The sequence below is a fragment of the Acidobacteriota bacterium genome, assembly GCA_016184105.1.
Classification (GTDB): Bacteria; Acidobacteriota; Vicinamibacteria; order Vicinamibacterales; family 2-12-FULL-66-21; genus JACPDI01.
Genome location: JACPDI010000027.1, coordinates 45,961 through 70,873 on the forward strand (window position 1 = coordinate 45,961; position 24,913 = coordinate 70,873).

The following is a 24,913-nucleotide window of genomic DNA, read 5'->3' on the forward strand; positions in this document are numbered from 1 at the left end:
GACAGATGACTTCCGACCTCCGACACACCGCGACGACGCCGCGCCCGCCGGTCGGCATCAAGGACATTGCGAAGGCGCTCGGCGTGTCCATCGGAACCGTCGACCGCGCGCTCCACGCGAAACCGGGCATCAACCCGCTGACGCGCGCGCGCGTCCTGCGGATGGCGGAGTCGCTCGGGTACCGGCCGAACCTCGCGGCGCGATACCTGAAGTCACGAAAGCACATCCTCGTCTCCGTACACCTGCCGCAGGAGATCGCGGCCTTCTGGAGTTCGCTGCGCGCCGGGATTGGCGAGGCTGCCGCGCTGTTCGCGCCGGCGCTGCACGTCGAGTTCCGCAGCTACCCGCGCCTCGGCGAGGGAGACGTGCCGCTGTTCGAGCAGGCGCTGCGTGAGGGCACCAACGGCCTCATCATCGCCCCGGGCAATCCGGCGGCGCTGCGCTCCTGCATCCGCAGAGCAGCCCGCCGCGACGTCCCGGTGGTCTGCGTCGTCACCGACGCGCCGGAGACGCAGCGGCTCACATCGGTCTCATCGGATCCCTACACGGTCGGCGCCGTCGCCGGCGAGCTGCTCGCGCGATTCGCGTCCGGCGCGGGCCGCGTCGCATTTTTCACCGGGTGGCTGGGCACGCAGGACCATGCGGAGAAGCTCCGTGGCTTCGAGACCAGCCTGAAGGCGGCCGAATCGCCGCTGCACCTCGGGCCGGTCGTGGAAGCCCACGACGACCCGCGCGAAGGATACCGGCGCGCGCTCAAAGTGCTCAGAACTCACCGTGAGCTCAAGGGCATCTACGTCAGCACCGCGAACTCCCTGCCCGTGCTCCAGGCGGTCGAGCAGGAACGGCGGCTGCACAACCTGACGATTGTGACGACGGATCTGTTTCCGGAACTGGTCGAATGGATCCGCGCGGGAAAAGTCGCGGCGACGCTCTACCAGCGGCCGCTGACACAGGGGCGCATTGCGCTGCAGTCGCTGTGTCAGTACCTCCTGTACGGCACGTGCCCGCCGCCGAGGGTGCAGATTGCACCGCACGTGGTGATGCGAAGCAATCTGGATCTGTTCCTGGATCGACTGGGGTAGGAAAGGCCCGCCGTCGGGTGCCAGCGACCGGGCTACCCGCGCGCCGCGCTGTTGTCGTAAGATGGTGTGGCCTTAACGTGAACGTACACGGCACTGGCAGGAAACGCGGCCTTTTCGTGCCGTGCGTGTTGGCGATTTGTTCATTGCGGGTGGTCCCGCGAACTGCCGCGACCCTACGGTGAGGGAATTCTCGAAGGAGGACTGCCGTGATAGCTGCCCGTTTCCCGGCCGCTCTGCTCGCACTCGCGGTTACCGCCGGCTCTGAGACAGCCCCCGCCTCGGCGCAGACGCTCTCCAACGGCCTCGTCACCGCGCGATTCGGCCCCAGCGGATTGACGACGCTCGCGGACGGCTCCGGCGACGCGCCGTACGGGTTCGCGCGCGACGCATTCAGTGTCACGGTCGACGGCACGCGCTACGGGTTTCCCGCAGCGCCGAGCCGGAAGATCGCCGAGTCGCAGCGCGTCACGTTCACGTGGCCAGCCGGCCCACATGCGATCCAGGTCACATACGAGCTGAAGCCGGGTTGGCGCTTCATCAGCAAGCAGATCACCATCGAACCGGGGACGCGCGACCGTTTCCGCGTCGACGAGGTCGTCGTCTTCGATGCGACGCTGACGACGCACGTCGCCGAGGCGTACATCGCGCCGATGGAGCGGAACGATCTGGGGCTGGGGAGCTACGCGGCCGCCCTTCGGTTCCCCGACGGGCGGGGCCTGCTCGCCCTCGCCCAGAATCCCTTCCTGGAGATCGCACGCGATCGAAACAGCGTCTCGGTGAGCTACCGCCCCGCCATGGAGTGGACACGCGCCGACGGGCCGTTCGTCGCCGACCGCGGCATCCTCGCTCCGTACCAGCGCAGCGGCGTGCTGCTGCCGGCGCGGATGCAGCCCGAGTGGCGCTTCGGCCCCGCGGCCTCGACGCCCGGCATGGACCAGGCCGAGGTGGCGGCGTTCACCGCGATCGTGCGCGCCTTCATGCTGTACGAGCCGCGCGAACCGCTGAACATCTTCGTCGGCTGGTGCGTGAACGATTATCAGATTGACATTGCCACCGAGGCGGGTCGGGCCGAGTACAGGCGCGTCATCGACCGCGCCGCCGATCTCGGCGCGGCGCACGTGTTGTTCGCGCCAACCAACTCGTCGCTCGCGCGCCGCGACGACAGCACGGACGACTGGAAGTGGGAAAACCTCCTGTGGCTGGGGCTCGGCCAGAAGATCCGCCGCAACGAGTGGAACCCGGCGGCCGATGCGGTGCCCCCCTCCGTGCAGGAGATGCTCGACCACGCGAAGTCCCGCCGCGTGTCGCTCGTCGCCTACGTCTATCCGGTGCTCGCCTTCTCGCAGAATCCCGAGTGGCTCGTCACGCGTCCCCATGCCGCAGCCGGCGCGAGGACATACGCGAGCCTGGGATTCCGCTCGCTGCAGGACTGGCTGATCGAGACCCTCGTCGCGTTCAGGAAGAAGACCGGCATCAGCGGCTATGCCTTCGATCACACGTTCCTGAATTTCGATGGGCCGAGCCGGTACGCGCAGTGGGCCGGATGGCGGCGGGTCATGGAGACGCTCCGCGCGCGGATGCCGGACATCGTCATTGACGGGCGCCAGGCGTATCACCTGTACGGGCCGTGGAGCTGGCTCGCCGGCAGCTACCCGCATCCGACGTACAACGACGAGCAACCCGAGAGCTTCACGCCGTTCCCGGATCTGAGCGTCGACCGCGTATCGGCGAACCGCGAGCGGTACACCGCGTACCGCTATCGCAACTACGACTTCGCGCCGGGCGAACTCGTGCCCGGTTTCATCACCCACCAGACGCCGCGCAGCGACGAGACGGGCGACATGCCGCAGCATCAATCCGACCGCGGCATCGTGCTCGAGCCGTTCCGCGTGCGCGACTGGGACTCCGTCGGCTGGCGCTACTCGCTGCTGTCGTCGATCGCCGTCGGCGGCTGGAACAACGTGATCAACATGATTCCCGCGCGCGATCTCGAGGAGTATCGGCACTTCGCTCCGGAAGACGTGCGGTGGTTCCGGTCGTGGCTCGAATGGGCGCGGCTGAACCGGGACGTGCTGCGACACACGCGCACGATTCTCGGAGAGCCCGGCATCGGGCGGATCGACGGCACCGCCGCGATCGTCGACGGCCACGGCTACATCTTCCTGTTCAACCCGAACGCGCGCGCGTTGCGGGCGGAGGTTCCGCTCGACGAGCGGATCGGCCTTTCCGGCGGCGGCTCGTATCACGTCGAGGAGGTGCACCCTGTGCCACGCCGGCTCGGCAGGCCCGGCCGCGGCCTGTGGTCCCACGGCGAGGCGATGTCGGTGCGGATGGACGGGCACTCCGCCCTGGTGCTCTCCGTGCAAGCGGTCGCCGGCCCCGTGCTGGAGCCGCTGCTGTTCGGCGTGCCGGGGTCGGTGTCGTTCGCCGGCGGGGTCGTGTCGCTGACCGATGTGCGCGGGGAGCCGGGCACGTCGGGTCAGATCACGGTCCTGCTCCCCGGCCGCCCGAAAGTGACCGGCTTGCGAATCAACGGGCGGGAATTCCCCGTGTCTTCCCCGTCGCCCGGAGTGTTTGAAACGCGCGTCACCTTCGACGGCGTCCCCTTCGGACGGGCCGAGCCGATCGGGGACTACGATCCGGCGTTCGCGGGCGGCACCTTGACCGCACGTTTCTCGGTACCGCGCCGCGTCTTCGATCAGCTGGCGGCGAGGCGGAAGGCGTGGCCGATTTCTTACACCGCCGACCAACTGCGCGCGACATGGCTCGCGCCGCACCGGCTGCTGCTCTACGTGCAGATCGCGGAACCCGACGATCGATGGGAACCGCGCTTGACGATCGACGGGCAGGCGGTCGAGCTCGAGCGCGCGTACTCGGCGGTACGCGCTGTCCGCGAAACGTTCGTGGGATTCTACGCGGATGTCTCGGCGCTGGCGCCCGACCGCCAGCACACGCTGGAGCTGCAGCTGCCGGCGCTCAAGCCGGGCCAGTTCCAGGGGGTGTTCTTCGAGAACGTCGAGCCGGAGTACACGGCGATCCTTGGCGGGAAATAGGGCAAAGGTCAGAGGATGCTGCGGATGAGCCCGCCGTCGACCTGCAGCGTCGCGCCCGTGACGTATCCTGCCGCGTCGGAGAGGAGAAACGCCGCGGCGCGTCCGAATTCGTCCGGCGTGCCGTAGCGTCCCGCCGGGATCGCCGCGATCGAGCGCGCTTTCTGCGCAACGGGTGAGATGTTGGCTCTTCTCGCGTTGATCTCATCGAGGTGCCGCAGGCGGTCGGTATCGACGCGCCCCGGGATGATCTGATTGACCCGGATCTTCTCCGACGCGAGTTCCTGCGCCAGCGTTTTGGCGAGCGCGGAGACGGACGCGCGCATGACGGTGGACAGCCCGAGGTTCGGGATCGGCTCCTTGACCGACGACGAGGTGGAGACGAGAATTGCGCCGCCGCCGCGCGCCTTCATGGAGGGCACCGCCGCGCGGATCAACCGGATCACGCTGAACAGCAGCAGTTCCGCCGCATCCCGCCACGCAGCATCGTCGAACTCGATCGCCGGACCAGCGGGCGGCCCGCCGGAGTTCGTAAAGAGCAGGTCGATCCCACCGAAGCGCTCCGCGGCGTCGCGAGCCCAGCGGTCGATTTCGTCCGGCTTCCTGACATTGCACGTGAATGCCGCGACTTCCGCGCCGGTCTCCGCGGCGAGCGCCCGCGCGGCGGCCCCGATTGCGCCCGCGTTGCTCGACGACATCGATACCCGCGCCCCCTCCTGGGCCAGCGCGCGCGCGACAGCGAGCCCGAGCCCGCGGCTCGCGCCCGCCACCATGGCAATCCTGCCTTTCAGCCCCAGATCCACCCCGTGATTATTCGTCAGGCACCACGCCACGGCAACTGATCACGTTCTCTGAGTCCCCCGTGGTTTGGTCTTCCGGCGGCCGCTGTGGTAGGTATTCGGCTTATGTCCATCACGCGCCGCAGATTTCTCACCCTCTCTTCGGCCGCCGCCGCGATGACGGCGGTCCCATTCCGCGGGTTTGCGTTTGCGCAGGCCCCGGCTGCTCCCCCGGCCGCGACATTCGAGGCGATCCGCCGCAACGTCGGATATTTCACGGCGCGAGGCGGGACCATCGGGTGGCTGTCGAACCCGGGCACGCTGCTGGTCGTCGACACGCAGTTTCCCGATACCGCGAAGATTTGCCTCGATGGACTGCGGGAGCGGGCCGGCCGCGCGCCTGACCTGGTCCTGCTGACACATCACCACGGCGATCATACGGGCGGCAACAGCGTGTTCAAGGGCGTGGTGAAGAAGATCGTCGCGCACGCGCGCGTGCCCGAGCTGCAGAAGCAGGCGGCCGCGCAGGCGCAGCCGAACGCGGCGTCGCCCGTGTTCCCAGACGCGACCTTCGAAGCCGTGTGGACGGAGGAGGCCGGTGACGAGCGCGTGACGGCGCGCCATCACGGTCCCGCGCACACCGGCGGCGACGCGGTCATCCACTTCGAGAGGGCGCAGGTGGTGCACATGGGGGACCTGCTGTTCCACCAGAGGCACCCGTTCGTCGATCGGGGCGCCGGCGCCTCGATCCAGAACTGGCTGACCTCGTTGGAGCAGATCGCGAAGGCGATGCCGGGCGACACGATTTACATCGCCGGCCACGCGAAGGAGGGGCTGCCGGTGACCGTCAGCGGGAAGGACGTGCTCCGGCAGCGCGATTACTTCGACGCGCTGCTGTCGCACGTGCGCAAGGGACTGGCGGCGGGCCGGTCCCGGGAAGAAATCACCGCGCTCGAAGCGCTGCCGGGCTTCGAAGGGTACCAGTCAGCTCCGCCGCGACTGACGCTGGCGACGGTGCTCGGCGTGGCCTTCGACGAGCTGTCGGCTCGATAAAGAAAACCGGCGGCGCCGGCGCGCTCAGGCGGTCCTGCGGGTGTCTGCAGGCCGCGAGCGCAGCTCGTCTGCGGGCACGGCCGTGCGGAACGTGTGAAACGGCATGTGACAGTCGTGCTTGCGCAGGAATGTCAGCAGCCGCTTGTAGTCCTCCGGCTTCATGTTGAAGAGCTGCAGGAGCAACTTGTAGCTCCCGCGCGTGTGCTGGAGGCCGCGCGACACGATCGCGCGCAGGTCTTCCCGCGTCAGATCCCGGTTGATGAATCCCGGGTAGACGGCCGACCAGAACGACTCTCCTCCGGTCACCATGCGCTCGTACAGGCGATCGGCCCGGGAGATCTGGGGATGCGCCGTACTCTCTGCCGGCGCCGCCGCGTGCGTCTGTTCCCCCGGCGGGGGCTCGTCTCTGGGAAGCCCGGCCACGCAGCGCACGACGAGGCGCTCGGCGTAGTTCCGCAGCTCGCGGACGTTGCCCGGCCACGGGTACGACTGCAGCGTGCTCAGCGTATGCGGCCCAAGCGGGGGGGGCGCAATGTGGTACATCGCCGCGAAGTGCGTGACGAAGTGCGTCACCAGAGGGCCGATGTCTTCCGGCCGCGCGCGGAGGGGGGGAATCTCGATCCGAATCACGTTGAGACGATAGTACAAGTCGCCCCGGAAGGCGCCGGTGGCAATTCCCTCGAAAAGATTGCGATTGGTGGCCGCGATGATCCGCACGTCGATGCGGGTTTCGCTTCGTGTCGCGCCGATGCGCTGCATCTCGCCGTTCTCGAGAAATCGGAGCAGCAGGCCCTGCATCCTGGGGCTCATCTCGCCAACTTCATCGAGCAGGACGGTGCCGCCGTCGGCGGCTTCCAGAAGTCCGGGCTTGTCGCGATACGCGTCGGTGAAACTGCCCCGCATGTGGCCGAACAGCTCGGATTCCAGGAGGCTGTCGGGCACACCCGCGCAGTTCAGCGTCAGGAAGGGCCGATTCCGCCGTGTGCTGCCTTTGTGAATCAGTTGTGCCGCCACTTCCTTGCCGACGCCGCTCTCGCCCGTGATGAGCACTTTCGCGTCGGAACCGGTCGCGCACTGGATATCTTGCTCCAGACGACGAATAGCTTCGCTCACACCGATCAAACTGTCGGCGACTGGCATTGGGCTCCGATCGTCCCGATCACTCGGGCGGCTCGCGGCTGCCACCCTTGCTGGGCTGAGGCGCGGACTGTACCGCGACTGGCCGCAGAACACAATATGACTGATGGCATATATCGTACACGTAGAGATCACAGGTTTTTTACAAGGATTGGATTGACATCCGGCCGGACTCTCCAGCCATACTTGCGCCATGGCGACCCTGCGAATCGCCGTATTCGGCCACCGGCGGCGGATGCTGGACGGGATCACGGATGCCATCCGCAGGCGAAAGGGCGTTCACGTCGTGGGCGCAGAAACCTCTCCGTCCAGGTTCCTGCAGGTTCTGAAGACCACGGACCCGCAGATCGCCATCCTCAGTCTTCATCGGCAGTCCGACATCCAGTTCGTCAAGCGGGCGCGCGTCGCCGCGCCCGACGCCCGGCTGATCGTCGTCGTGGAGTACCTGTCGACGGCCCACGTCGTCAGCGTGCTGAGGCTGGGAGCGCGCGCGGTCCTGCCGGCGGATGTCGCCCCGGCGTTGATGGCACGCTGCCTGGACGTGGCAAGCACCGGGGGACTCTGGCTGGAGCGCCGGCTGGCGAGCGACGTCGTGCGGCGGCTCCTGAAGACGGCCATGCGGGGGGCCGAAAGCCTCACGCCGCGCGAGCAGATGATCACCGGAATGGTGGGCAACGGATTGCGGAACAAGGAGATCGCGAACCGCCTCGGAATTTCCGAAGGCACGGTCAAGGTGCACCTGCACTCCATCTTCCACAAGCTCGGGATTCAGAGCCGTGTCGCGCTGGCCGCTCTCGTCCGGCCGGCCGGGGAACGCGCCTGACGCTCAGTCGTCGCTGAGGCAGGCGATGTTCCGGCCGCTCGCCTTCGCGGAATACAAGGCGCGGTCGGCGCGCGCCACCAGATCCGCCGCGTTGTCCGACGGGCGCAGCACCGCCGCCCCGACGCTGACGGTCACCCGCGCGCCGCCCGACTGGGCGGCTTGGGAAGTCCAGCGCATGGCGACGGCCCGGCCGATGCGCCGTGCGCTGCGGAGCGCCTGTTCCGCACCACTCGCCGGCAGCACGATGACGAATTCGTCGCCGCCGTAGCGCGCGCAGATATCGAACGCGCGGATCGACCGCCGGAACACGTCGCCGACCTCGCGCAGGACGGCGTCTCCCACCAGGTGCCCGTACGTGTCGTTGACCGCCTTGAATTCGTCCAGGTCGAGCATCAGCAGCGAGAGTTCCAGCCCGTGGCGCCTGGCGCGCTCGACCTCCGCCTGCAACACCTGCCAGAAATGCTGTCGGCTGAGGAGCCTGGTCAGCGGGTCCAGGGCCGCCGCCTTCGCGAGCGCCTCCGCCTCCTGCGCGGCGCGATCCGACACCAGGGCCAGCGCAGCCGGCGCCAACATGGCTTTGACGGCCAGCAAGTCGGCGCGGTCGAACGGGCGGCGGTCCGTGCGGTCCGCGAGACACGCGACGCCGAGCACTTCGCGGCGGGCGCGCAGCGGCACCGCGATGAATGATGCGGTGCGGTAGCGCGGCCGGGGCGGACGGCCGAGCGTCGCCACGTCGGAAACCACGACAGGCCTGCCGCTCACGTAGGTCCCACCGATGATGCCCACGCCCGGCGCGATCTGCAGGTCGGCGACGAGCGCAGCCGGATACCCACTGGTCGCGACGACGCTCAGAAACGCGGAGGCCGGATCTTTCAGCGCCAGCGCGCCGATGCGCGCGCGCGCCGCACCGGCGAGCGAGTCGACGATGAGCTGATACTGCGCCTGTCGCGAGAGACCCACCCCGAGCGCGCGCGAAAACCGGTACGCGCGTCGCATGATCCGGCTCGCCGCGCGGCTGGCCGCGCGTGCACCGGCGAGCAGGGGCGCGAACGTCAACTCGGCGGCCGCCGACCCCACCGCGCGTGCGGCCGACGCGATCAGCAGCACGCGCGAGCGCGTGGGATCGACGGTCAACGGCACGCAGACCCACGGCCGGCCGCCCTGCGTCGACTCGACCGCGATGAATGGCTGCGACAAGTCGCCGCCCAGCATCGCGGCAAGCGAGGCCGGGTCGGGTTCGAGGTCGGCGCCGCCTGCCGACGCCTCCACGCGCCAGGCACCGTCCTCGCGGAGCATCAGCACTGAGGGCGCCTGCAGCAATGCCGAGACAGCCGACGCGAGCGCCTGCCCGACGTCGGATGCCAAGACGAGCGGCCGGATCACCGACGTGATTACTCGTTCCAGCGACGCATCGATTGGGAGGTGGGCAGACGAATTTCCCGCCGATGGCATGGACGCGGTTCGACGTCGCACAGCGCGTGCCACGCGAACGCTTCACCTGCCGATATCCGGCGTGTGCCGTCGCGCATGGGTTCGACGTTCGGCAGATGTTTGTCCGTTGCCGCGGCGACTTGTTCGCGCGGTGGGGACGATCTGCTGCCACCGCTGCGGTTTCGGCGGAATACTGCTTGCACGACTCGCGGCACCCTGCGACGGCTGAGTGCGGACGGCAACCATGGAAATACGTTTCATCTCATCGATGACCCCGGAGGATGAGGCCCTGTGCGCGTCAGCACTGTTCACCGCCGTGCGCGACGTACTGGTGCACTTCCCGATCGCGTTCAACCTGCGCATTGAAACGACGGGGGGACGCATCTTTCAGCACGATCACACGGCGCGAAAGATGCCCGCGTCGCTCCAGGCGCCGGTGGTCTTCGATCGCAGGAGCGGTCGTGACCGCCGCGCAGAGGCCGGCCAACGCGTGGAGACGTGATGGCGCGCGCGCGCGCGGCTCCCGCCGCCCTGCTGTGTCTGCTCGCTCTGCCGTGCGCCGACGCGGCGGCGGCCGTGCCGCGGCCCGACCAGGTGCTGGTCGTGGCCAACGGCACGAGCCGCGCGTCGATGCAACTGGCGGACTACTACGTCCGGGCGCGCGGGATTCCCGCGGACCACGTGGTGCGAATCGCGGTGCCCCCGCAGGACGAGATCTCGCGCGCCGAGTACGCGCGGAACGTCGAGCGGCCGGTCGCGGAGTGGCTGCTGCGGCGCGGCGCGCAGGACCGCGTCCGGTACATCGTCCTGATGAGAGGGGTGCCGCTGCGAATCGCCGGCACCCTGGGCCGGGAAGGCACGACGGCCAGCGTCGACTCCGAACTCGCGCTGATCTACCGGCGGCTCGCGGGAGGGCCCGTCAAGATCGCCGGACCGGTACAGAATCCGTACTTTCTTGGCCTGGAGCCGCTGGACGCGGCCCGGCCGTTTTCCCACCAGGCACACGACGTCACGCTCGTCTCGCGCCTTGACGGCGTGACCGAGGCGCACGTGCGCGCGTTCATCGACCGGACCGGGACACCCGCCGTCGACGGCGTTTTCGCGCTCGACAGGTCCGGGACCGAGGATGCGGTGCGCGAGCGCCTGTTCCGCGAGGCCGCCGCGGCCCTCCTCGCCCGCGGCTTCGAGGGACGCGTGGTGACCGATGACACTTCGCGTCCGCTGCGGACGGACCAGGCGCTGCTCGGCTACTTTTCGTCGGGCGCGGTCCACGGTCACCCGCGCCTGCCCGAGGCGCGCTTCGCGCCGGGCGCGATTGCATCCGGCCTGTTCGCCGGCGATGCCGGCACATTCCAGGGGGCTGCGACCGCAGGCAGCCCCGGGCTCGGGGCCTTGATCGGCGCGGGCGCTGCAGCGGCCGGATCGGTGGCGGATCCGTACGTCGACGGCGCGATTCGGCCGGCCATTCTATTTCCGGCTTATCTGGCGGGCATGAACCAGGTCGATGCTTTTTATCTCGCGTTGCCCTATCTCAGTTGGCAGTCGGTCATCGTCGCCGACCCGTTCTGCGCGCCGTTCGGGCGGCGGCAGGGGGAGGAGGCCCCGGTCGAAGAGCCCGCGATCGACGCGCGCACCGGGCTGCCGCACTGGTTCGCGGCGCGCCGGGTGGCCGCGCTCGCGCCGGAGTCGGCGGTGGATGGGGCGCGCGTTCAGATGGCGCTGGCAGAGACGCGGCTGGCGCGCGACGATTTCGCCGCCGCGGAGCAGGCAATCGAAGCGGCGATCGCGCTCGACCCGCGTTTCGTGCGCGCCCGGCTGTTCCAGGCAGGACTCCTGAAGCGCGCTGGGTTCCACGAGCGGTCGGCCGAGGCGTACCGCGAGGTGCTCGCGGTCGATCCGAACAACGTGCCGGCGCTGAACGACCTCGCGTACCTGATCGCCGTCGATCTGCGGCGGCCCGCCGAGGCGCTCCCGTACGCCGAGAGGGCATTTCGTCTCGCCGAAGGAGACTCGGCGATCGCCGATACGATCGGCTGGGTTCATCACCTGCTCGGAGACAACATCACCGCCCGCCGGTACCTCGAGCAGGCGGTGAGCGGATCGCCGGAGCGTCAGGAGTTCCGGATCCACGCGGCGCTCGTGTACGCGGCGTTGGGTGAGACGGACCTCGCGGTGCGGGAGCTGGCGGCGGCCGACGCCTTGTCGGGAGCGGCTGCCGAAGCGCCAGCGCCCGCACGCCCGCGGAAGGTTGATGGAGCCGCGCCGGTGGGGGCCCCCGTGGTGGCGACGCCGAGTCGCTCGACAGGGGGACGGCGCGCGGCGGCGCCGGGGCGACGCCCGAAGCCCGTCGGCAGCGCGGGGCCTGGGGGAAAAGCCGGTCGTGCCGCGCAGCCGCGCACGACCCGGCCGGTCCCGCGCGCTCGTCGCGGTGGCGCCGCGCGGCCGATGACGGCGACTGAAGTCGGCCTCCCGGCGGTCTGTTCTCCGGCGCCCGTCCGCGCGCGCCGGTTGACGAACGACTGCCGCTGCGGCGAAACGTCGCGCGCCGTCAACGACTTCCGCGTCGCGTGCGCCGGTGGCGCGCCCGCGGACGGTTGTGGCAGCCGCTTTGCTCCGTGTCGCCACGTCGCGGCAGGCGACTAAGCTCGTTCAGTGTGGAGGAGACCACAACATGATCAGGAGACTCTCTCTCGTTACCGCGGCCGTCGCGCTGGCGTTGGGGCTCTCGGCCCCGGCGGCGCAGGCGGGCGCGATTATCGACTTCGGAACCGGAACTGCGGGCGCGGGCGGAACAATCACCGTCAGCGGATCGCACGCCACCGGCAGCGGCATCCTTCTCGACGCGATGACGGTGCTCGGCTCTTCGGCCGACGGCGTGTACGACCTGTCGGGAGCGGGGGTGTCGGCAACCGCCGGCGGCGGCTCGAGCGCGGAGCTGTTCTTTGACACCGCGCTCGGTACCATTTCGGTCATCGGCGGGGTCCCGACCCTAGGAATCGCGAGCGGGACGACGCTGCTGAGCGGAACGATCAAGAAATTCACGCTGACGACGGCAGGCGCTGTCGTGTCGGTGAGCGCTGTCGGCGCCGACCTGAAGAACCACGCCCTGCTCGCCGCGCTCGGACTGAACCCGGCATTGCCGTTCAAGTTCTTCAAGTTCACGCTCGGCGCGGACCTCACCTCACCATTCGGACCGGTGTACACCGCGACGAGCACGGATATCCTGAACGCCCAGGTGCCGGAACCCGGATCGCTCCTGCTTCTCGGTTCGGGGCTGCTCGGAATGGCGGGCGCGGCGAGGCGGAGGCTCCGCGCTCGGAAACAGCAGGCGTAGTCACCGGAACGCACCTTTCATCTGCACTGAGAGAGAGCTGACGCCCGGTCTGCTGCAGAGCGGACCGGGCGTTTGTCTTGTCGGCCGCGCCCGCGGCCTTGGTGAAGACCTCCGCCAGCCAGAGTTTTGGGATCGCGCGGGCAGACTCCTGTCTGCGCCGCCGCCACCTTCCGTCTCCCGCGCGCGCAAAGGCGCGCGATCCCGCCCCGGACGAGGCGCGGAAGCTGGCCGGGTCTTTGCCTGAACGGCGTGAGGAGCGTCCCATGCCAGCCATGAACAGAATTCGCCTCGGCGTTGCGGTGCTTACCGCGGCCGTCGCCGCGGCGTGCGCGGATCCGGCGACCGTCAAGGCGCGACACGTCGCGAGCGGCGACCGGTACGTCGCGTCCGGCGCGGACACCGAGGCCATCATCGAATATCGGAATGCGCTGCAGCAGGATCCGCGCGACGGTCACGTGCGCCGCCGGCTCGCCGACGCGTTCGAGCGCACGTCCCAACCCGAGAAGGCGATGCGCGAGTACCTGCGGGCGGCGGACCTCCTTCCCGGCGACGCGGCGCTCCAGGTGAAGGCAGGCCAGTACCTTCTGCTCGCGAGGCAGTTCGCCGACGCACGGTCACGGGCCGAGAAGGTGCTCGCGAGGGATCCCCGCCAGGTCGACGCCCAGGTTCTGCTGGCGAACGCGCTCGCCGGCCTGCAGCAACTGAGTCAGGCCGTCCAGCAGATCGAGACCGCCGTCGCCACCGATCCGTCGCGCGCGGCCAGCTACACGAACCTCGCGTCGCTGAAGCTCGCGACCGGAGACCGTCGGGCGGCCGAGGCCGCCTTCCTCAAGGCCGTGGAGATTGACTCGCGGTCCGTTCCGGCACGGCTGGCGCTGGCCAACTTTTACTGGTCCGACGGGCGCAGCGACGAGGCCGAGGAGACGCTCAAGGCCGCGCTCCGGCTGGACCGGGACCACGACCTGACGCAGCGCGCGCTGGCCATGTTCTACCTGTCGGCAGGCCGCGCGGCCGAAGCGGAAGCGCCGCTCAAGGCGCTGGCCGACAACACGAAGGATCCCGCGGCGCGACTCGCGCTGGCCGACTACTACTCGGGAACGGGACGCACCGCGGAGGCCCTGCGCGTGCTCGAGTCTTTGCGGGAGGGACCGCAGGCGACCGAGGCCCGGCTTCGAGAGGCCGCGATCCGGTACGACTCCGGAGAGCGGGAGGTTGCCGCTCGCGAGGTCGAGGCGCTGCTCGGGCGCGACGAGCAGCAGCCGCGGGCGCTGCTGCTGCAGGCCAGATGGGCGCTCTCCGAGGGACATCTCGACCGCGCGGCGGCAAAAGCGCGCGCCGCGGTCGCCGCCGATCCCCGATCGGCCGACGCGCACTCGGTGCTCGGCGCCGTCCACGGCGCGCGGCGGGAATACGAGGAAGCGGTGGCGGCATTCAGCGAGGTGCTGAGGCTCCGGCCGAGCGACACGGCGGCGCCGCTCGCGCTCGCCAAGATCCATCTCGCGCGAGGCGAGGCGCGCTCGGCCGTTCCGTTCGCGCAGGCCGCCACGCGCGGCGACGAACCGTCGGACGAGGCGCAGATCGTCCTCGTGCAGGCGCTGCTCAAGACCCGCGACGTTCCAGGAGCCGAACGCGCGCTGCAGGCGGTCGTCGCCCGCGACCGGGCGCCGGCGCTGGTCAGCGCCGGCCTGATCGCGCTCGCGAGCACGTGGCCGCCGCGCCGAACGATGTGAGTGCCGCCATGCTCGCGGCCACCACCTTCGTGGCCACCAGCGCGCACGCGGACGCGGAAAAGCAGTTGAGGCGGGCGATCGCGCTCGACCCGGACCATTTGCCCGCGTACTCCATGCTCGGGCGCCTCTATCTGGCGACCAACCGGCTCGATGAAGGGCGGCGGGAGTTCGAGGCGCTCGCCCTGAAGCAGCCCCGGAACGAGGCGGCGCCCACCCTCATCGGCATGATCCTGCACGCGCAGAACCACCTCGCGGACGCGCAGAAATGGTACGAACGCGCGCTGCAGATCAGGGCCGACGCGGCCGTCGCGGCCAACAACCTCGCGTGGCTGTACGCCGAGCAGGGAGGGAACCTCGATATTGCGCTGCAGCTCGCGCAGACCGCGAAGCAGAAGATCCCGGACCACCCGGAGGTGAACGACACGCTCGGATGGATCTATGTGAAGAAAGGTCTGCCGTCGCTCGCGCTGCGACCGCTGCAGGCCAGCGTTGCCGCTGAACCGTCGAACGCGACATATCAGTACCACCTTGGCGCCGCCTACGCGAAGCTCGGCGACACGGCGAACGCACGGCGCGTGCTCGGTCGCGTGCTGAAGGCGGGAACCGCGTTCCCCAACGCCCCCGACGCCCAGAAGCTGCTCGCGCAGCTCGGCGGACCGGACGGCACCCGATCGCGATGAACTCAGTCGTAGCGGCGGACGTGAGGTCTGCCCAGGCCCCGACGAAAGGGACCCCGCCGCTCGACTTCCGCGCAGCCGCCCGCCGGGATCCACGCAATTTGGCGGTGTTTTGATGGCACCCGCCTCGCAACCCTTGGTCCGCGGCTCCGGCAGACGTGAGTTGTCGTGGAGCGGACAGCTGCCGCCCACAGGACGGTGACGCCCTCCGTGCGTCAGCGCGCTGTGCCCTCCGGGGGTCAGCGCGCTGTCCGTGCCAGGAGCGAGGACCGCGGTCAACACTTCCGGGAGGAGAAACGTATGCGCGAGAGACGATCGATCATCGGGGCGGTCGTGTGCGTGGCCGCCATGCTGGCGTTCATGCCGGGAACGGCAATGGCGCAGGAGCAGGCGAACGCGGCAGGGGCGACACCAGAGCCGCTGCTCACGGCGTGCAACCACCTGTTTGGGGCTGGCAACCTCGTCTGGTGCGTCAGCAACGAGGGCAACCTGGTCCGCTTCACGTCGCCCGCGGGCTTCGAGCACATCGCCGTGGGCGGCATCTCCGAGGGCTACGTCGTGTGCACTTCGGCGACGGGAAATTACTGGGACACCGCCCTGAGCGCGTCAGGATGGGGACCTCCGATCGTGCTGGCTTTGAGCGGCAGCGGAATCACCATCCGCCGCACGACCACGGACGGCAGGTTCCAGCTCGATCAGAAGTGGAGCCGTGACACCCTGGAGCGGGACCTCACCGTGATGATGTCGCTGACCAACTTCGGGGCGACGCAGAACGTGTTCCTCTTGCGGACCTCCGATCCGGACGTCGACAACGACTTCTCGGACGACCGGTTCGACAAGAGCGCACATGCCGGATGGACGCGCGACTTCAACGCCGTGACGATGTCGAACCTGACGCTGACCGTTCCGCACAGCGTCATCATGAGCAACCCCGCCCCGATCGTGTCGTCGTGCTCGCCGGCTTTCCAGGTCGGCGTGCCCGGCGGGCCTGGCGATCCGGGCATCAGTATTCTCTACAACCTTGGCACCATGGCGACCGGCAAGAAGAAGGTCGTCAGGGTCAGCTACCGGGCGCAGTAGCGTCGAGGGGGACGGGCACCAAGGTGCCTGTCCCCTTTCTTCTTACTTACTTCAGCGAACAACCTGCGGCGTTGAGCGCGCGCAGGACCCGTTCGAGCGATCGCATCCGCGCTTCCGACCGGCTGATCAGCACATCGCGGACCTGCGCAAGCAGGCGATCGGACCGGATCGGATACCCGACAGCCGGGGACGTCGCACTGAGCAGGGCAGCCACGCCTTCCCTGAGCAGCGCCCGATCGGGGACGTGCGACGTGGAGCGGAGCGCGTCACCCACCGTGAGGCCCGCGAGGTCGGCCCGCTCCTCAGCGGTGATGGCGAACACCGCTCCGATCGTCGATGTGCGGGCGACGCCCCCAGGGAGCGCCGGCTGCGCAGCCCAGACCTCCGCCGAACAGCCCCGATCGGCCGGCGCGAGCGGACAGCCGTTGTCGACAACGCCGTCCCCGTCGTTGTCCAGCGTGTCGCCGCAGCTTTCGGCGCAGGGCGTGTCGACGGACCCGTCGCCGTCATTGTCCACGTGGTCGCCACAAATCTCCACGCAGTTGTCATCGACGACGCCGTTGCCGTCGTCGTCCACGCCGTCGCCGCAGGGATCGGCGCAGCCTTCGTCGATCTCGCCATCGCCGTCGTTGTCGACGCCGTCGCAGACCTCGCGGCATCGCTCATCGACGCTGCCGTCGTTGTTGTTGTCGACGCCGTCGCCGCAGATTTCCGGCTGGCAGAGGTTCTCGGCGACGGGAAAGGTCACGGCGCGGAGCTTCGCCGCAACCCGCAGCGGCAGCGCCACGGGGGCGGCGCTCGCCCAGGAAAGGGTGCCCGGGACGCCGTCGCTCGCCGCGTACGCGATCGCGCACTCCCTGCCGGCGAGATCCTCGGCGGGCACTTCGGTGATGCGGGGGCGGCGGTCGGGCAAGGCCGACTCGGCGATGCCATACAGGGCGCTGCGCGGGGCGACCAGGTCGAAGTCGGCGATGCAGACGCCAATGTTCGTGAAGCTGACCCGGCCGTCGGCGGAGATCACGACCATGCGGCAGGCGGGCAGATCGCTCGCGGCCAGGATCGCGCCCGACCATGGCCCGTACCGTTCCGGCATGGCCGGTACCGTGATCACCGCGACCAGGTGCACGCCGGTGGCGGCGACGAGCGATACGCGGCGGTTCGATCCGATCTGCCAGACGTTTCCGCCCGCGCTCGCCGCGATCAGCTCGCGGTCGAACCCGCCGGTCCGATCGACGTGGAGGGCGCTGATCACGTCCTGTTCAGCCGGGATGGTCAGCCATGGCCGTTCGGTGCGGCCCTCCTGGATCCGCAGCAGTTCTCCCGGCCTGCCGCCCGCGACGAAGACGTCCCCGACCGCGAAGCCGCTCGCCTCGTCACGTACGACCGCAATGGGAGCGCCGGCGGCGATGTCCGGGAGTCGCGCGAACAGCTCGGCGGCGGCCTGCTGCCCCGGCGACGCCGTTTCGAGGCGGATGCCGGGCCTGTCGCCGCGCGTGTCCGCGCGTCCGACGAGGAGCGCTTCCTGTTCGGCGAGATACTCGATCGTGACCGGCGGGACGCGCTCGCGCGCCGTGGCTGGCCTGGCGGCCGAGGACTGCGCGGCGATCGAGGCGCCGGTGGCGCAGATCGCGACCGCGCCCAGCGCGGCCATGCCGTTCGTCGCCGTTCTAAGGGACATGGGCGCCGACGCGATCGCAAGAGAGATACCGCCTCTCCGGAATTCGATCGGAAAGTCGCCGCTGGGTCAGACTTTATAGTCGGGACAAGGAGCGGGAATTCCGATATAACGGCGCTGACGCGGAGCAGGCCGCTGGATGTACCGACGCCCGTTTCAAATCCTGCTGGCCGAGCCGGACACGCTCGCGGCGTATCAAGTCATGCGGGCGCTGAAAGAGCGCGACTATCTGGTGGCGAGCGCGACGTCGGCCAACCAGGCGCGCTGGTGGCTCGACCAGTGGCCGATCGACCTGATGATCGCCGCCGCGCGGATCGGCAGCGAGCGCGGGCTCGCGCTGCTGCTCGCCGCGCGCAAGAAGCATCCGCTCGTCGCCGGCCTCCTGACCGGAAGCGAGAAGGATCGGCCGCTCGACATCGACGCCCGGCGCCACGGCTTTCAACTGCTCGTCCGCCCTTTCGAATCGGTGTACCTGTTGATGGTCGTCGCAGAGCTGCTGGCCGCGGTCCGGCGACGGCAGCGCTGGCCGCGAAAGGCGGTGCACGGCGCGGTTCCGGTCAAGGTGGCCGGCCGCGCCGGACGAGTGGTGGACGTGAGCTACGGCGGCCTGCGATTTGAACTCGATGGTGAGATCGTCGACGTGCCATCGCCGATGATCATCCAGTTCGCGGGCGAGCGGCTCCGCGTGGAGGCGGAGCTGGTGTGGTCGGCGCGCGGCAGCGACGGCGTCTCGTCGGTGTGCGGCGTGGCGCTCAGCGATGCGTCGATGCCGGACCGCGCGTGGCGGAAGTTCGTGGACCGTGTGGCATAACCTCCCTGCTCGTCGCGCCGGCGTCGCGGCCGCGGCGCTCGCCGCAGCGATGTCGACCGCGGGCACCTGCAACGGCGGCAGCGCCTCCGGTCCCGGTCCCTCGCGCGCCCTCGTGCGTGCGGGCCAGTGGGGCGGCGACCACGTGAGCCTGGTCGTACGGACCGCCGGCGGCACCATCGAGTACGACTGCGCGCGCGGAACGATCGACGAGCCGCCCGTCGTCGACGCGGCCGGCGCGTTCGACCTCGCCGGAACGCACGTGCGTGAAGGAGGCCCGGAAAGAGAGGGCGGGACGCAGGCGGGAGCGATCGCCCGCTTCCGCGGCCGCGTGGCCGGCGATCGCATGGAGCTGACCGTGACGATTCCACGCACGGGCGAAGTCGTCGGCACCTTCGAGCTGCGGTTCGGGCGTCCCGGTGTGCTGCGGAAATGCCTGGCCCTCTCGAGTCTCCGCCAGCGCAAACAAAAACCGCACGACGCGCAGACTCCGTCCGCCGGGTCCCCATCACACGCTTGAATTTGCGGCAAAAACCATCCCGCGCCCTGGCACGTGGCCTGCCAGGGCCGCACGCGGCAGCGTGCGCCGGCTGGCGCCGCTGGAGGGAACGGAATGGTGAAGATCCTGATTGCCTGCCTGCGGTGGGTCGCGCGCCATCGTCCCGCGCCGCCCACTGCGGAGAGCCGCGCGCACGCCGAGCTGAATCTCTTTCTGTCGGCCGGATAGCGCGTGCGCGCGGCGCGTCACGACCGGCCACCCGTTCGCCACCCGACCCGGAGGCACATCCCGATGCTGCGACACTTCTTGAGGACGCTGTCCGCGTTGGCTCTGATAGGGCTGGTGTTCCTCGCGCCGACGTGGTGGCGCGCTGAAGCCCAGTCGTCTGCCGGTACGGCGAAGGGTCCCGATGCGGTTGGAACCGCGGTGGGATTCGCCGTGTCAAAGGCTGCCCGAGACCTGCCCGCGCCGCCACCGGAATCCGGCCTGCCGGATCGGGACCGGCCGCGCATCCGCGTCATCCCGAACCGCGAGCTCCCCAAGGCCGCCGCGCCGGCACATCCGCAGGACGGGCTCGACCTGGCGCGTCAGAGCACCGCCCCCGAGCCGAACATGCCCGCGCCGCTTGGCGCGTTCGAGGGGTTGAACAACACGGACAACTTCACCGTCGTCGGCTTCCGGGTCAGCCCGCCGGACACCAACGGCGACGTCGGGCCGGGTCACTACGTGCAGACCATCAATCTGCTCGTCCGCGTGTACGACAAGACCGGGGCGCCGCTGACCGCGCCGTTCAAGATGAGCTCGCTGTTCGCTCCGCTTGGCGGCATCTGCTCGACCAACGACAACGGCGATCCGATCGTCCTCTACGATCCGCTGGCGGATCGATGGTTGATCAGCCAGTTCGCGTTCACGGGCCTCACCACGCCTCCGTACCATCAGTGCATTGCCGTGTCGCGCACGGGCAATCCGGCCGGCACGTACAACCTGTACGACTTCGTGATGCCGGGGTCGAACTTCAACGACTACCCGCACTTCGGCGTCTGGCCCGACGCGTACTACATGACCGACGTGCAGTTCCTGAGCGGCGGTTCCTTCAACGGCACGGGCGCGTTCGCCTTCGACCGCGCGAAGATGCTCGCCGGCGATCCGACCGCCAGCTTCATCTATTTCAATCTGGATCTCGCCTCGCACCCCGAGGGGATCGGCGGGCTCCTGCCGGCGGACCTGGACGGCAAGCTGACGCCGCCAGCCGGCGCGCCCAACCCGATGGCATACTTTGTCGCCACCGAGTTTGGCGATCCGATCGACGGGTTGCGCATCTTCGACTTCCACGCGGATTTCGCGAGTCCCGCGAGCTCGACGTTCGTCGAGCGCCCCGGCAGCCCGCTTGCGGTCGCCGCCTTCGATCCGATCTCCCCGTCGGGACGCGACGACATCCCGCAGCCAGGCGTGGTCCTCAGCCAGTTTCTCGACTCCATCAGCGATCGCCTGATGCACCGGCTTCAGTACCGGAATCGAGGAGGATTCGAGTCGCTTGTCGTCAACCACACGGTGGATGCCGATCCGGCCGGGGCGTTCCTCGCGGCCGTCCGGTATTACGAACTGCGGAATCCGGCGCCGGGAGGCGCGTACTTCGTCCAGGAGCAGGCCACGTTCGCGCCGGACACGACGCACCGCTGGATGGGCAGCGCGGCGGTCGATCATCAGGGCAACCTGGCGGTTGGCTACAGCGTCTCTAGCGCCGCGGTGTTTCCGGGCATCCGGTACGCGGGACGGCTCGTCACCGATCCGCCCGGGGGCCTTTTCCAGGGTGAGGCGACGCTCATCCCGGGCAGCGGCGTGCAGACATCGACCAGTTCGCGTTGGGGCGACTACAGCATGCTGGCCGTGGACCCCGTGGATGAGTGCACGTTCTGGTACACGACGGAGTACTACACGGCCGCCAGCCAGGCCACCAGCCCGGCCGGATGGCTCACGCGGATCGGTCGCTTCGCATATCCGAGCTGCGTGCCGGCACCGATAGGAAGTCTGACCGTCACGGTGACGGAATGCGCGGGCGGCGCGCCCGTCGACGGGGCAACGGTGTCATTGAACGGCGTCCTCTACGGGACGACCGGAAGCACCGGAGTGTTCACCAACAGGGTCGCCCCGGGAACTTACACGGTGTCGGCCGCCAAGGCCGGCCTGGGAACCGGCTCCACCAGCGCGACCGTCCCGAACGGCGGCAGCACGAGCGTCGGCATCTGCCTCGGCGCGGTGGCGGACGTCGATCTGATCGTGTCGAAGCTGGCCGCCCCCGCCAAGTCCGGCGCGGGCGCCGCGATCCTGGTGAAGTACGGCATCCAGAACATCGGCAGCACGGGCTCCGGCCCGACGACGACGAGCATCTACCTGTCGGCCGACGCCACGTTGAGCGGCTCCGATACGCTGCTGGGCACAGACCCCACGGCGCCCGTCGGTCCGGGATTGACCGTGCTCGATTCGCTGGCCGTCACGATTCCGGGGGGCACGGCGCCGGGAACCTACTTCCTGATCGCACTGGCCGATTCCGGGAACACGGAGGCGGAGGCCGACGAGGGCAACAACACTCGGGCGAAGAAGATCAAGATCGGCCCTGACCTGATGATCTCGTCCTTCAGCGTCTCGCCCATGGTCATCGCCCCGGGTGGGACGACGACGATCAGCGAGACGACGAAGAACGTCGGCGGCGCGCCGACGGGCGGGCCGTCATCGACGCGGTACTTCCTGTCGAAGAACGGCCTGATCGACGCCGGCGACGTGCTGCTCGGAACGCATGCCGTGCCCGCGCTGGCGCCCAACGCCACGGACTCACAGGTCACCGTGGTCACGATTCCGCTCGGCACCGCGCCGGGGACGTACCGGATCATCGGGCTTGCCGATGCGACGGGGGTCATCGCCGAGGCGAACGAGTTGAACAACAAGAAGTCCGTGGCCGTGACGGTGCCCTGATGCCGCAAGGTTCCGCATCCGGCCGGCGGCGGGTGGCGTGCGCGGCGCTCGCCGTCCGCCGCTGGCTGGACACGGAAGTGATGACCGCGTGGGATCCACGCTGGGTCCTGCTGTTATTGGCGCGCCGCGATCCGGACGGCGGCTACGCCCGCGATACGCGGGCTACCAGCGTGAGTTTACGACATAGCCGAACCGGATCAGCTCACGGCCTGCCACCACCTTGAAAATTCGGCGCTTGGCCCAGTGCCAGTGCTGCCATCGTCCGATTGGCTGAAACTCGTCTGGTTTCTCGACGACATCCCAGTGCACGCGATCGCGGCTGCCGCGGTGCACCGACGAGCCACGCAGCGGGATCGACTGGAGCCCCGACCAGTTGAACGCGGATTCGTCGACATCCAGGAACGCGAGCAGCTCGCGCACGACGCGCTCCGGGTCGCGAATCAGGTCTTCGTACTTCACCAGCGTCCACGACCAACCACGGTCCTGACCGCCGGTTTCGTCCATGAACCGCAGAATGGCACGCGCGCCGCTCGCCCACCGCTCCATCCAGTACGCGCCCGGCGCGTAGCGCCAGCTGCGGCCGGCAGACTCCACGACGTCGCGGCCGTCGCGCACGAGAATCACGAGTTGCGCGTGCGGGAACAGCCGGAAGAAGTTCTCGAGATGCCGCGCGCTTGGCGTCTTGGCCAGCACCCGTCGTCCCTCATCGATCTGATCGCCGAGAAAGGCAAGGATGCCGTCGCCGATCCGCGAGAGCAGCTGCTCGCGGAACACCCGGCGTTCGACCGAGGTGGACTGGCCCCAGCTGCGGCCGGTCTTCTCGACGTAGCGGACGAGGAGATCCGAATGCTCCAGCAGGTAGTCCTCGACAATCCGGCCGGGAAGCTTGAACACCGGATGCAGCCGGAGGACGTGGGACAGATAGTTCGTCCCGCACCGATTCATGACGCCGACGATGAAGACCGGCGACGCCGCACGGACAGACGCCAACATCGCCCGGGACGTCAGCAAAGTCGTCGCCATGATGGTCTCGCGCCGCGGCCCATGCAGAACTCGTGCGGCGCGCAGACTCTTCGCGGCGCGGGGATCGATGTCACTCCGTAGGATGACTTTTGTTTGTCGGCGCGGCGGCTGACAAATCTCTTCACGAGGTGGCACACCGGGGAGCGTGCGTTGCGGCATCTCCATGCATCCGAGCGATCAGCGCGTGGCCGCGTCCTTGCTAAGAGGTGTGCCCCGGGTTTCGGCAACATCATTCGCAGCTAAGGAGTCCTTCGTGGGCAAGCGCATCATCCTGGCGTTTCTTCTGGCCTGCAGCGGGGCGGCAACCCTCGTCGCGGCGATTTCGCTCACCCCGATCACCACGGGGCTCGACTCCCCGTTCGGGATCGCCCTGCATGTCCCTTCGGGGGGCCTGATCATCTCGGTGAACTATCCCGATGGTGTACCGAACAATCTCGAGACGGTGGACCCCGGGGGCAGCCACGCCGCATATACGCTCCCGTCCGTGCAGAACCTTGGCGGGCAGATTCTCCTGGGTTCCGAACGAACGCCCGGCGGCGTGTTCCCGCTCGGCGAAGTCTTCATGGGCAACAACGAGCCGGGCCAGCTGGCGCGGGTGTCGGCCGACGGGACCGTGTTCACGAACCCGTGGGTCACGCTGCCCGGAGAAAAAGGGAAGGTTCGCGGGCTTCACGTGGACACGACCGGTGTTTTCGGTGGCCGCCTGATCGTCGGCACGTCCAGTGGCAACGTGTGGCGGATCGACGGCTCCGGCACCGCCTCGTTCCTGGGATCGACCGGCCTTCCAATCGAAGGGCTGACCACCGTGCCGTACGATGCCGATCAGTACGGCCCGTGGGCGGGCAGGGTCGTGATGGCCACCGGGCTGCCGTACTGCGGCCTTGCGGCGATCGCCGGCGACGGCAGCGTGGCATTCTACAGTCTGGCGGTCTGTGCCAAGGACGTCGACATCATCAACCCTGAGGGGACGCTGTACGTCACGGTCGCAGGACGGACGACGATCCCGCTCAGCGGAAACGTGCTGACCGCACCGGCGTCGGCGTTCGCCGGGATGGGTTGCGACGTGCTGGTGACGGAGAGCAAGGGGCGCCTGTGGCATGTTCGTTGGGACGGCACCGCGTTCCAGACGGCCGCGCTCTCCGGGCCTGGGAATTACAAACACGCGACCTTCTCGGCCACCGACGAGCGCTGCCGTCCCGGCGAGATCTGCGGCGACGGCATCGACAATGACGGCGACGGCCAGATCGACGAAGGCTGTGTCGAGATCTGCGGCGACGGCATCGACAACGACGGCGACGGCCAGATCGATGAAGGCTGCGTCGAGATCTGCGGCGACGGCATCGACAACGACGGCGACGGCCAGATCGACGAAGGCTGCGTCGACGCGGGTTGCACGCCGGGCTATTGGAAGAACCATCCGGCGAGCTGGGCGACCTACACGCCGGTGCAGACGGTGGGCGACGTCTTCGCGCTCCCGCCGGATCTGGCGGCGCTCTCCGGCGACACGCTCATGCAGGCGCTGCAGTACAAGGGCGGCACCGAGACGATCGACGCCGCGCGAATCCTGCTGAGGGCCGCGGTCGCCGCGCTGCTCAACTCGACGAACGCGGGCGTGGGATACCCGCTGTCGACCGCGCAGATCCTCGGTCATGTGAACGCCGCGCTGGCCGGCGGGAATCGCGACGCGATGCTCGGTCTCAAGAACGTACTCGATGCGTACAACAACCGGAACTGCCCGCTGTAGCCGGCGGGCACCTGCCGC

At 69.0% G+C, this 24,913-nt stretch carries 19 protein-coding genes; 14 read left to right on the top strand and 5 right to left on the bottom strand.

Going from position 1 to position 24,913, the window contains the following annotated elements:
* Positions 1-5 precede the first annotated feature (5 nt).
* Positions 6-1,082, top strand: coding sequence for a LacI family DNA-binding transcriptional regulator (locus HYU53_09875; GenBank protein MBI2221501.1), 1,077 nt, complete (start codon positions 6-8; stop codon positions 1,080-1,082).
* A gap of 206 nt (positions 1,083-1,288) precedes the next feature.
* Positions 1,289-4,135: a hypothetical protein gene (locus tag HYU53_09880; protein MBI2221502.1), complete on the top strand. Its 2,847-nt coding sequence runs from the start codon at positions 1,289-1,291 to the stop codon at positions 4,133-4,135.
* Between the two features lie 8 nt (positions 4,136-4,143).
* Here HYU53_09880 and HYU53_09885 read toward each other — a convergent pair whose 3' ends face one another.
* Entirely contained in the window at positions 4,144-4,935 is a 792-nt protein-coding gene (locus HYU53_09885) for an SDR family oxidoreductase (protein MBI2221503.1), read from the bottom strand.
* A 102-nt stretch (positions 4,936-5,037) separates the two neighbouring features.
* Between HYU53_09885 and HYU53_09890 the strand changes: the two genes are divergently transcribed.
* A complete protein-coding gene (locus HYU53_09890) occupies positions 5,038-5,964 on the top strand; it encodes an MBL fold metallo-hydrolase (GenBank protein MBI2221504.1) in 927 nt (308 codons plus the stop codon).
* 24 nt (positions 5,965-5,988) lie between these two features.
* Here the strand turns inward: HYU53_09890 and HYU53_09895 are convergent, their stop codons facing one another.
* Positions 5,989-7,077 (bottom strand): sigma-54-dependent Fis family transcriptional regulator, encoded by a 1,089-nt coding sequence (locus HYU53_09895; protein ID MBI2221505.1) that lies wholly within the window; start codon positions 7,075-7,077, stop codon positions 5,989-5,991.
* Between the two features lie 217 nt (positions 7,078-7,294).
* Between HYU53_09895 and HYU53_09900 the strand changes: the two genes are divergently transcribed.
* Positions 7,295-7,924 (top strand): response regulator transcription factor, encoded by a 630-nt coding sequence (locus HYU53_09900; protein ID MBI2221506.1) that lies wholly within the window; start codon positions 7,295-7,297, stop codon positions 7,922-7,924.
* Positions 7,925-7,927: 3 nt separating this feature from the next.
* Here the strand turns inward: HYU53_09900 and HYU53_09905 are convergent, their stop codons facing one another.
* Positions 7,928-9,289 carry a sensor domain-containing diguanylate cyclase gene (locus tag HYU53_09905; GenBank protein ID MBI2221507.1) on the bottom strand — a complete coding sequence of 454 codons (1,362 nt, stop codon included), beginning with the start codon at positions 9,287-9,289 and terminating at the stop codon, positions 7,928-7,930.
* Between the two features lie 310 nt (positions 9,290-9,599).
* On the opposite strand from HYU53_09905, the gene HYU53_09910 reads away from it, so the two are divergent.
* The 6 genes from HYU53_09910 to HYU53_09935 all read left to right on the top strand — a co-directional run bounded on the left by HYU53_09910 (position 9,600) and on the right by HYU53_09935 (position 16,176).
* Positions 9,600-9,857 carry a hypothetical protein gene (locus tag HYU53_09910; protein MBI2221508.1) on the top strand — a complete coding sequence of 86 codons (258 nt, stop codon included), beginning with the start codon at positions 9,600-9,602 and terminating at the stop codon, positions 9,855-9,857.
* On the top strand, positions 9,857-11,998 hold the full coding sequence (locus HYU53_09915; GenBank protein ID MBI2221509.1) for a TIGR03790 family protein: 2,142 nt from the start codon (positions 9,857-9,859) through the stop codon (positions 11,996-11,998). Before HYU53_09910 ends, HYU53_09915 begins: the two co-directional genes overlap by 1 nt.
* A gap of 28 nt (positions 11,999-12,026) precedes the next feature.
* A complete protein-coding gene (locus HYU53_09920) occupies positions 12,027-12,689 on the top strand; it encodes a PEP-CTERM sorting domain-containing protein (GenBank protein MBI2221510.1) in 663 nt (220 codons plus the stop codon).
* Between the two features lie 263 nt (positions 12,690-12,952).
* The gene (locus HYU53_09925) at positions 12,953-14,419 is read left to right on the top strand and encodes a tetratricopeptide repeat protein (protein ID MBI2221511.1); all 1,467 of its coding nucleotides are present in this window, start codon (positions 12,953-12,955) and stop codon (positions 14,417-14,419) included.
* 8 nt (positions 14,420-14,427) lie between these two features.
* Complete coding sequence (locus HYU53_09930) at positions 14,428-15,099, top strand: tetratricopeptide repeat protein (GenBank protein ID MBI2221512.1); 672 nt, start codon at positions 14,428-14,430, stop codon at positions 15,097-15,099.
* A gap of 297 nt (positions 15,100-15,396) precedes the next feature.
* Positions 15,397-16,176 carry a hypothetical protein gene (locus HYU53_09935; protein MBI2221513.1) on the top strand — a complete coding sequence of 260 codons (780 nt, stop codon included), beginning with the start codon at positions 15,397-15,399 and terminating at the stop codon, positions 16,174-16,176.
* Between the two features lie 46 nt (positions 16,177-16,222).
* Here the strand turns inward: HYU53_09935 and HYU53_09940 are convergent, their stop codons facing one another.
* Complete coding sequence (locus HYU53_09940) at positions 16,223-17,854, bottom strand: hypothetical protein (GenBank protein MBI2221514.1); 1,632 nt, start codon at positions 17,852-17,854, stop codon at positions 16,223-16,225.
* 136 nt (positions 17,855-17,990) lie between these two features.
* Between HYU53_09940 and HYU53_09945 the strand changes: the two genes are divergently transcribed.
* The 3 genes from HYU53_09945 (at position 17,991) to HYU53_09955 (ending at position 22,128) form a co-directional block, all read left to right on the top strand.
* The gene (locus HYU53_09945; GenBank protein MBI2221515.1) at positions 17,991-18,662 is read left to right on the top strand and encodes a PilZ domain-containing protein; all 672 of its coding nucleotides are present in this window, start codon (positions 17,991-17,993) and stop codon (positions 18,660-18,662) included.
* Positions 18,652-19,179 carry a hypothetical protein gene (locus tag HYU53_09950; GenBank protein MBI2221516.1) on the top strand — a complete coding sequence of 176 codons (528 nt, stop codon included), beginning with the start codon at positions 18,652-18,654 and terminating at the stop codon, positions 19,177-19,179. The genes HYU53_09945 and HYU53_09950 overlap by 11 nt, the downstream gene beginning before the upstream one ends.
* A gap of 417 nt (positions 19,180-19,596) precedes the next feature.
* Entirely contained in the window at positions 19,597-22,128 is a 2,532-nt protein-coding gene (locus HYU53_09955; protein ID MBI2221517.1) for a hypothetical protein, read from the top strand.
* A gap of 162 nt (positions 22,129-22,290) precedes the next feature.
* Here HYU53_09955 and HYU53_09960 read toward each other — a convergent pair whose 3' ends face one another.
* Entirely contained in the window at positions 22,291-23,151 is an 861-nt protein-coding gene (locus tag HYU53_09960) for a sulfotransferase (protein MBI2221518.1), read from the bottom strand.
* Positions 23,152-23,404: 253 nt separating this feature from the next.
* On the opposite strand from HYU53_09960, the gene HYU53_09965 reads away from it, so the two are divergent.
* The gene (locus HYU53_09965) at positions 23,405-24,895 is read left to right on the top strand and encodes a hypothetical protein (GenBank protein ID MBI2221519.1); all 1,491 of its coding nucleotides are present in this window, start codon (positions 23,405-23,407) and stop codon (positions 24,893-24,895) included.
* Positions 24,896-24,913 lie beyond the last annotated feature (18 nt).

Coding starts and splice junctions, on each gene's coding strand:
- HYU53_09875 (MBI2221501.1), top strand. CDS start 6: ATGACTTCCGACCTCCGACACACCGCGACGACGCCGCGCCCGCCGGTC.
- HYU53_09890 (MBI2221504.1), top strand. CDS start 5,038: ATGTCCATCACGCGCCGCAGATTTCTCACCCTCTCTTCGGCCGCCGCC.
- HYU53_09900 (MBI2221506.1), top strand. CDS start 7,295: ATGGCGACCCTGCGAATCGCCGTATTCGGCCACCGGCGGCGGATGCTG.
- HYU53_09910 (MBI2221508.1), top strand. CDS start 9,600: ATGGAAATACGTTTCATCTCATCGATGACCCCGGAGGATGAGGCCCTG.
- HYU53_09915 (MBI2221509.1), top strand. CDS start 9,857: ATGGCGCGCGCGCGCGCGGCTCCCGCCGCCCTGCTGTGTCTGCTCGCT.
- HYU53_09920 (MBI2221510.1), top strand. CDS start 12,027: ATGATCAGGAGACTCTCTCTCGTTACCGCGGCCGTCGCGCTGGCGTTG.
- HYU53_09925 (MBI2221511.1), top strand. CDS start 12,953: ATGCCAGCCATGAACAGAATTCGCCTCGGCGTTGCGGTGCTTACCGCG.
- HYU53_09930 (MBI2221512.1), top strand. CDS start 14,428: ATGCTCGCGGCCACCACCTTCGTGGCCACCAGCGCGCACGCGGACGCG.
- HYU53_09935 (MBI2221513.1), top strand. CDS start 15,397: ATGCGCGAGAGACGATCGATCATCGGGGCGGTCGTGTGCGTGGCCGCC.
- HYU53_09940 (MBI2221514.1), bottom strand. CDS start 17,854: ATGTCCCTTAGAACGGCGACGAACGGCATGGCCGCGCTGGGCGCGGTC.
- HYU53_09945 (MBI2221515.1), top strand. CDS start 17,991: ATGTACCGACGCCCGTTTCAAATCCTGCTGGCCGAGCCGGACACGCTC.
- HYU53_09960 (MBI2221518.1), bottom strand. CDS start 23,151: ATGGCGACGACTTTGCTGACGTCCCGGGCGATGTTGGCGTCTGTCCGT.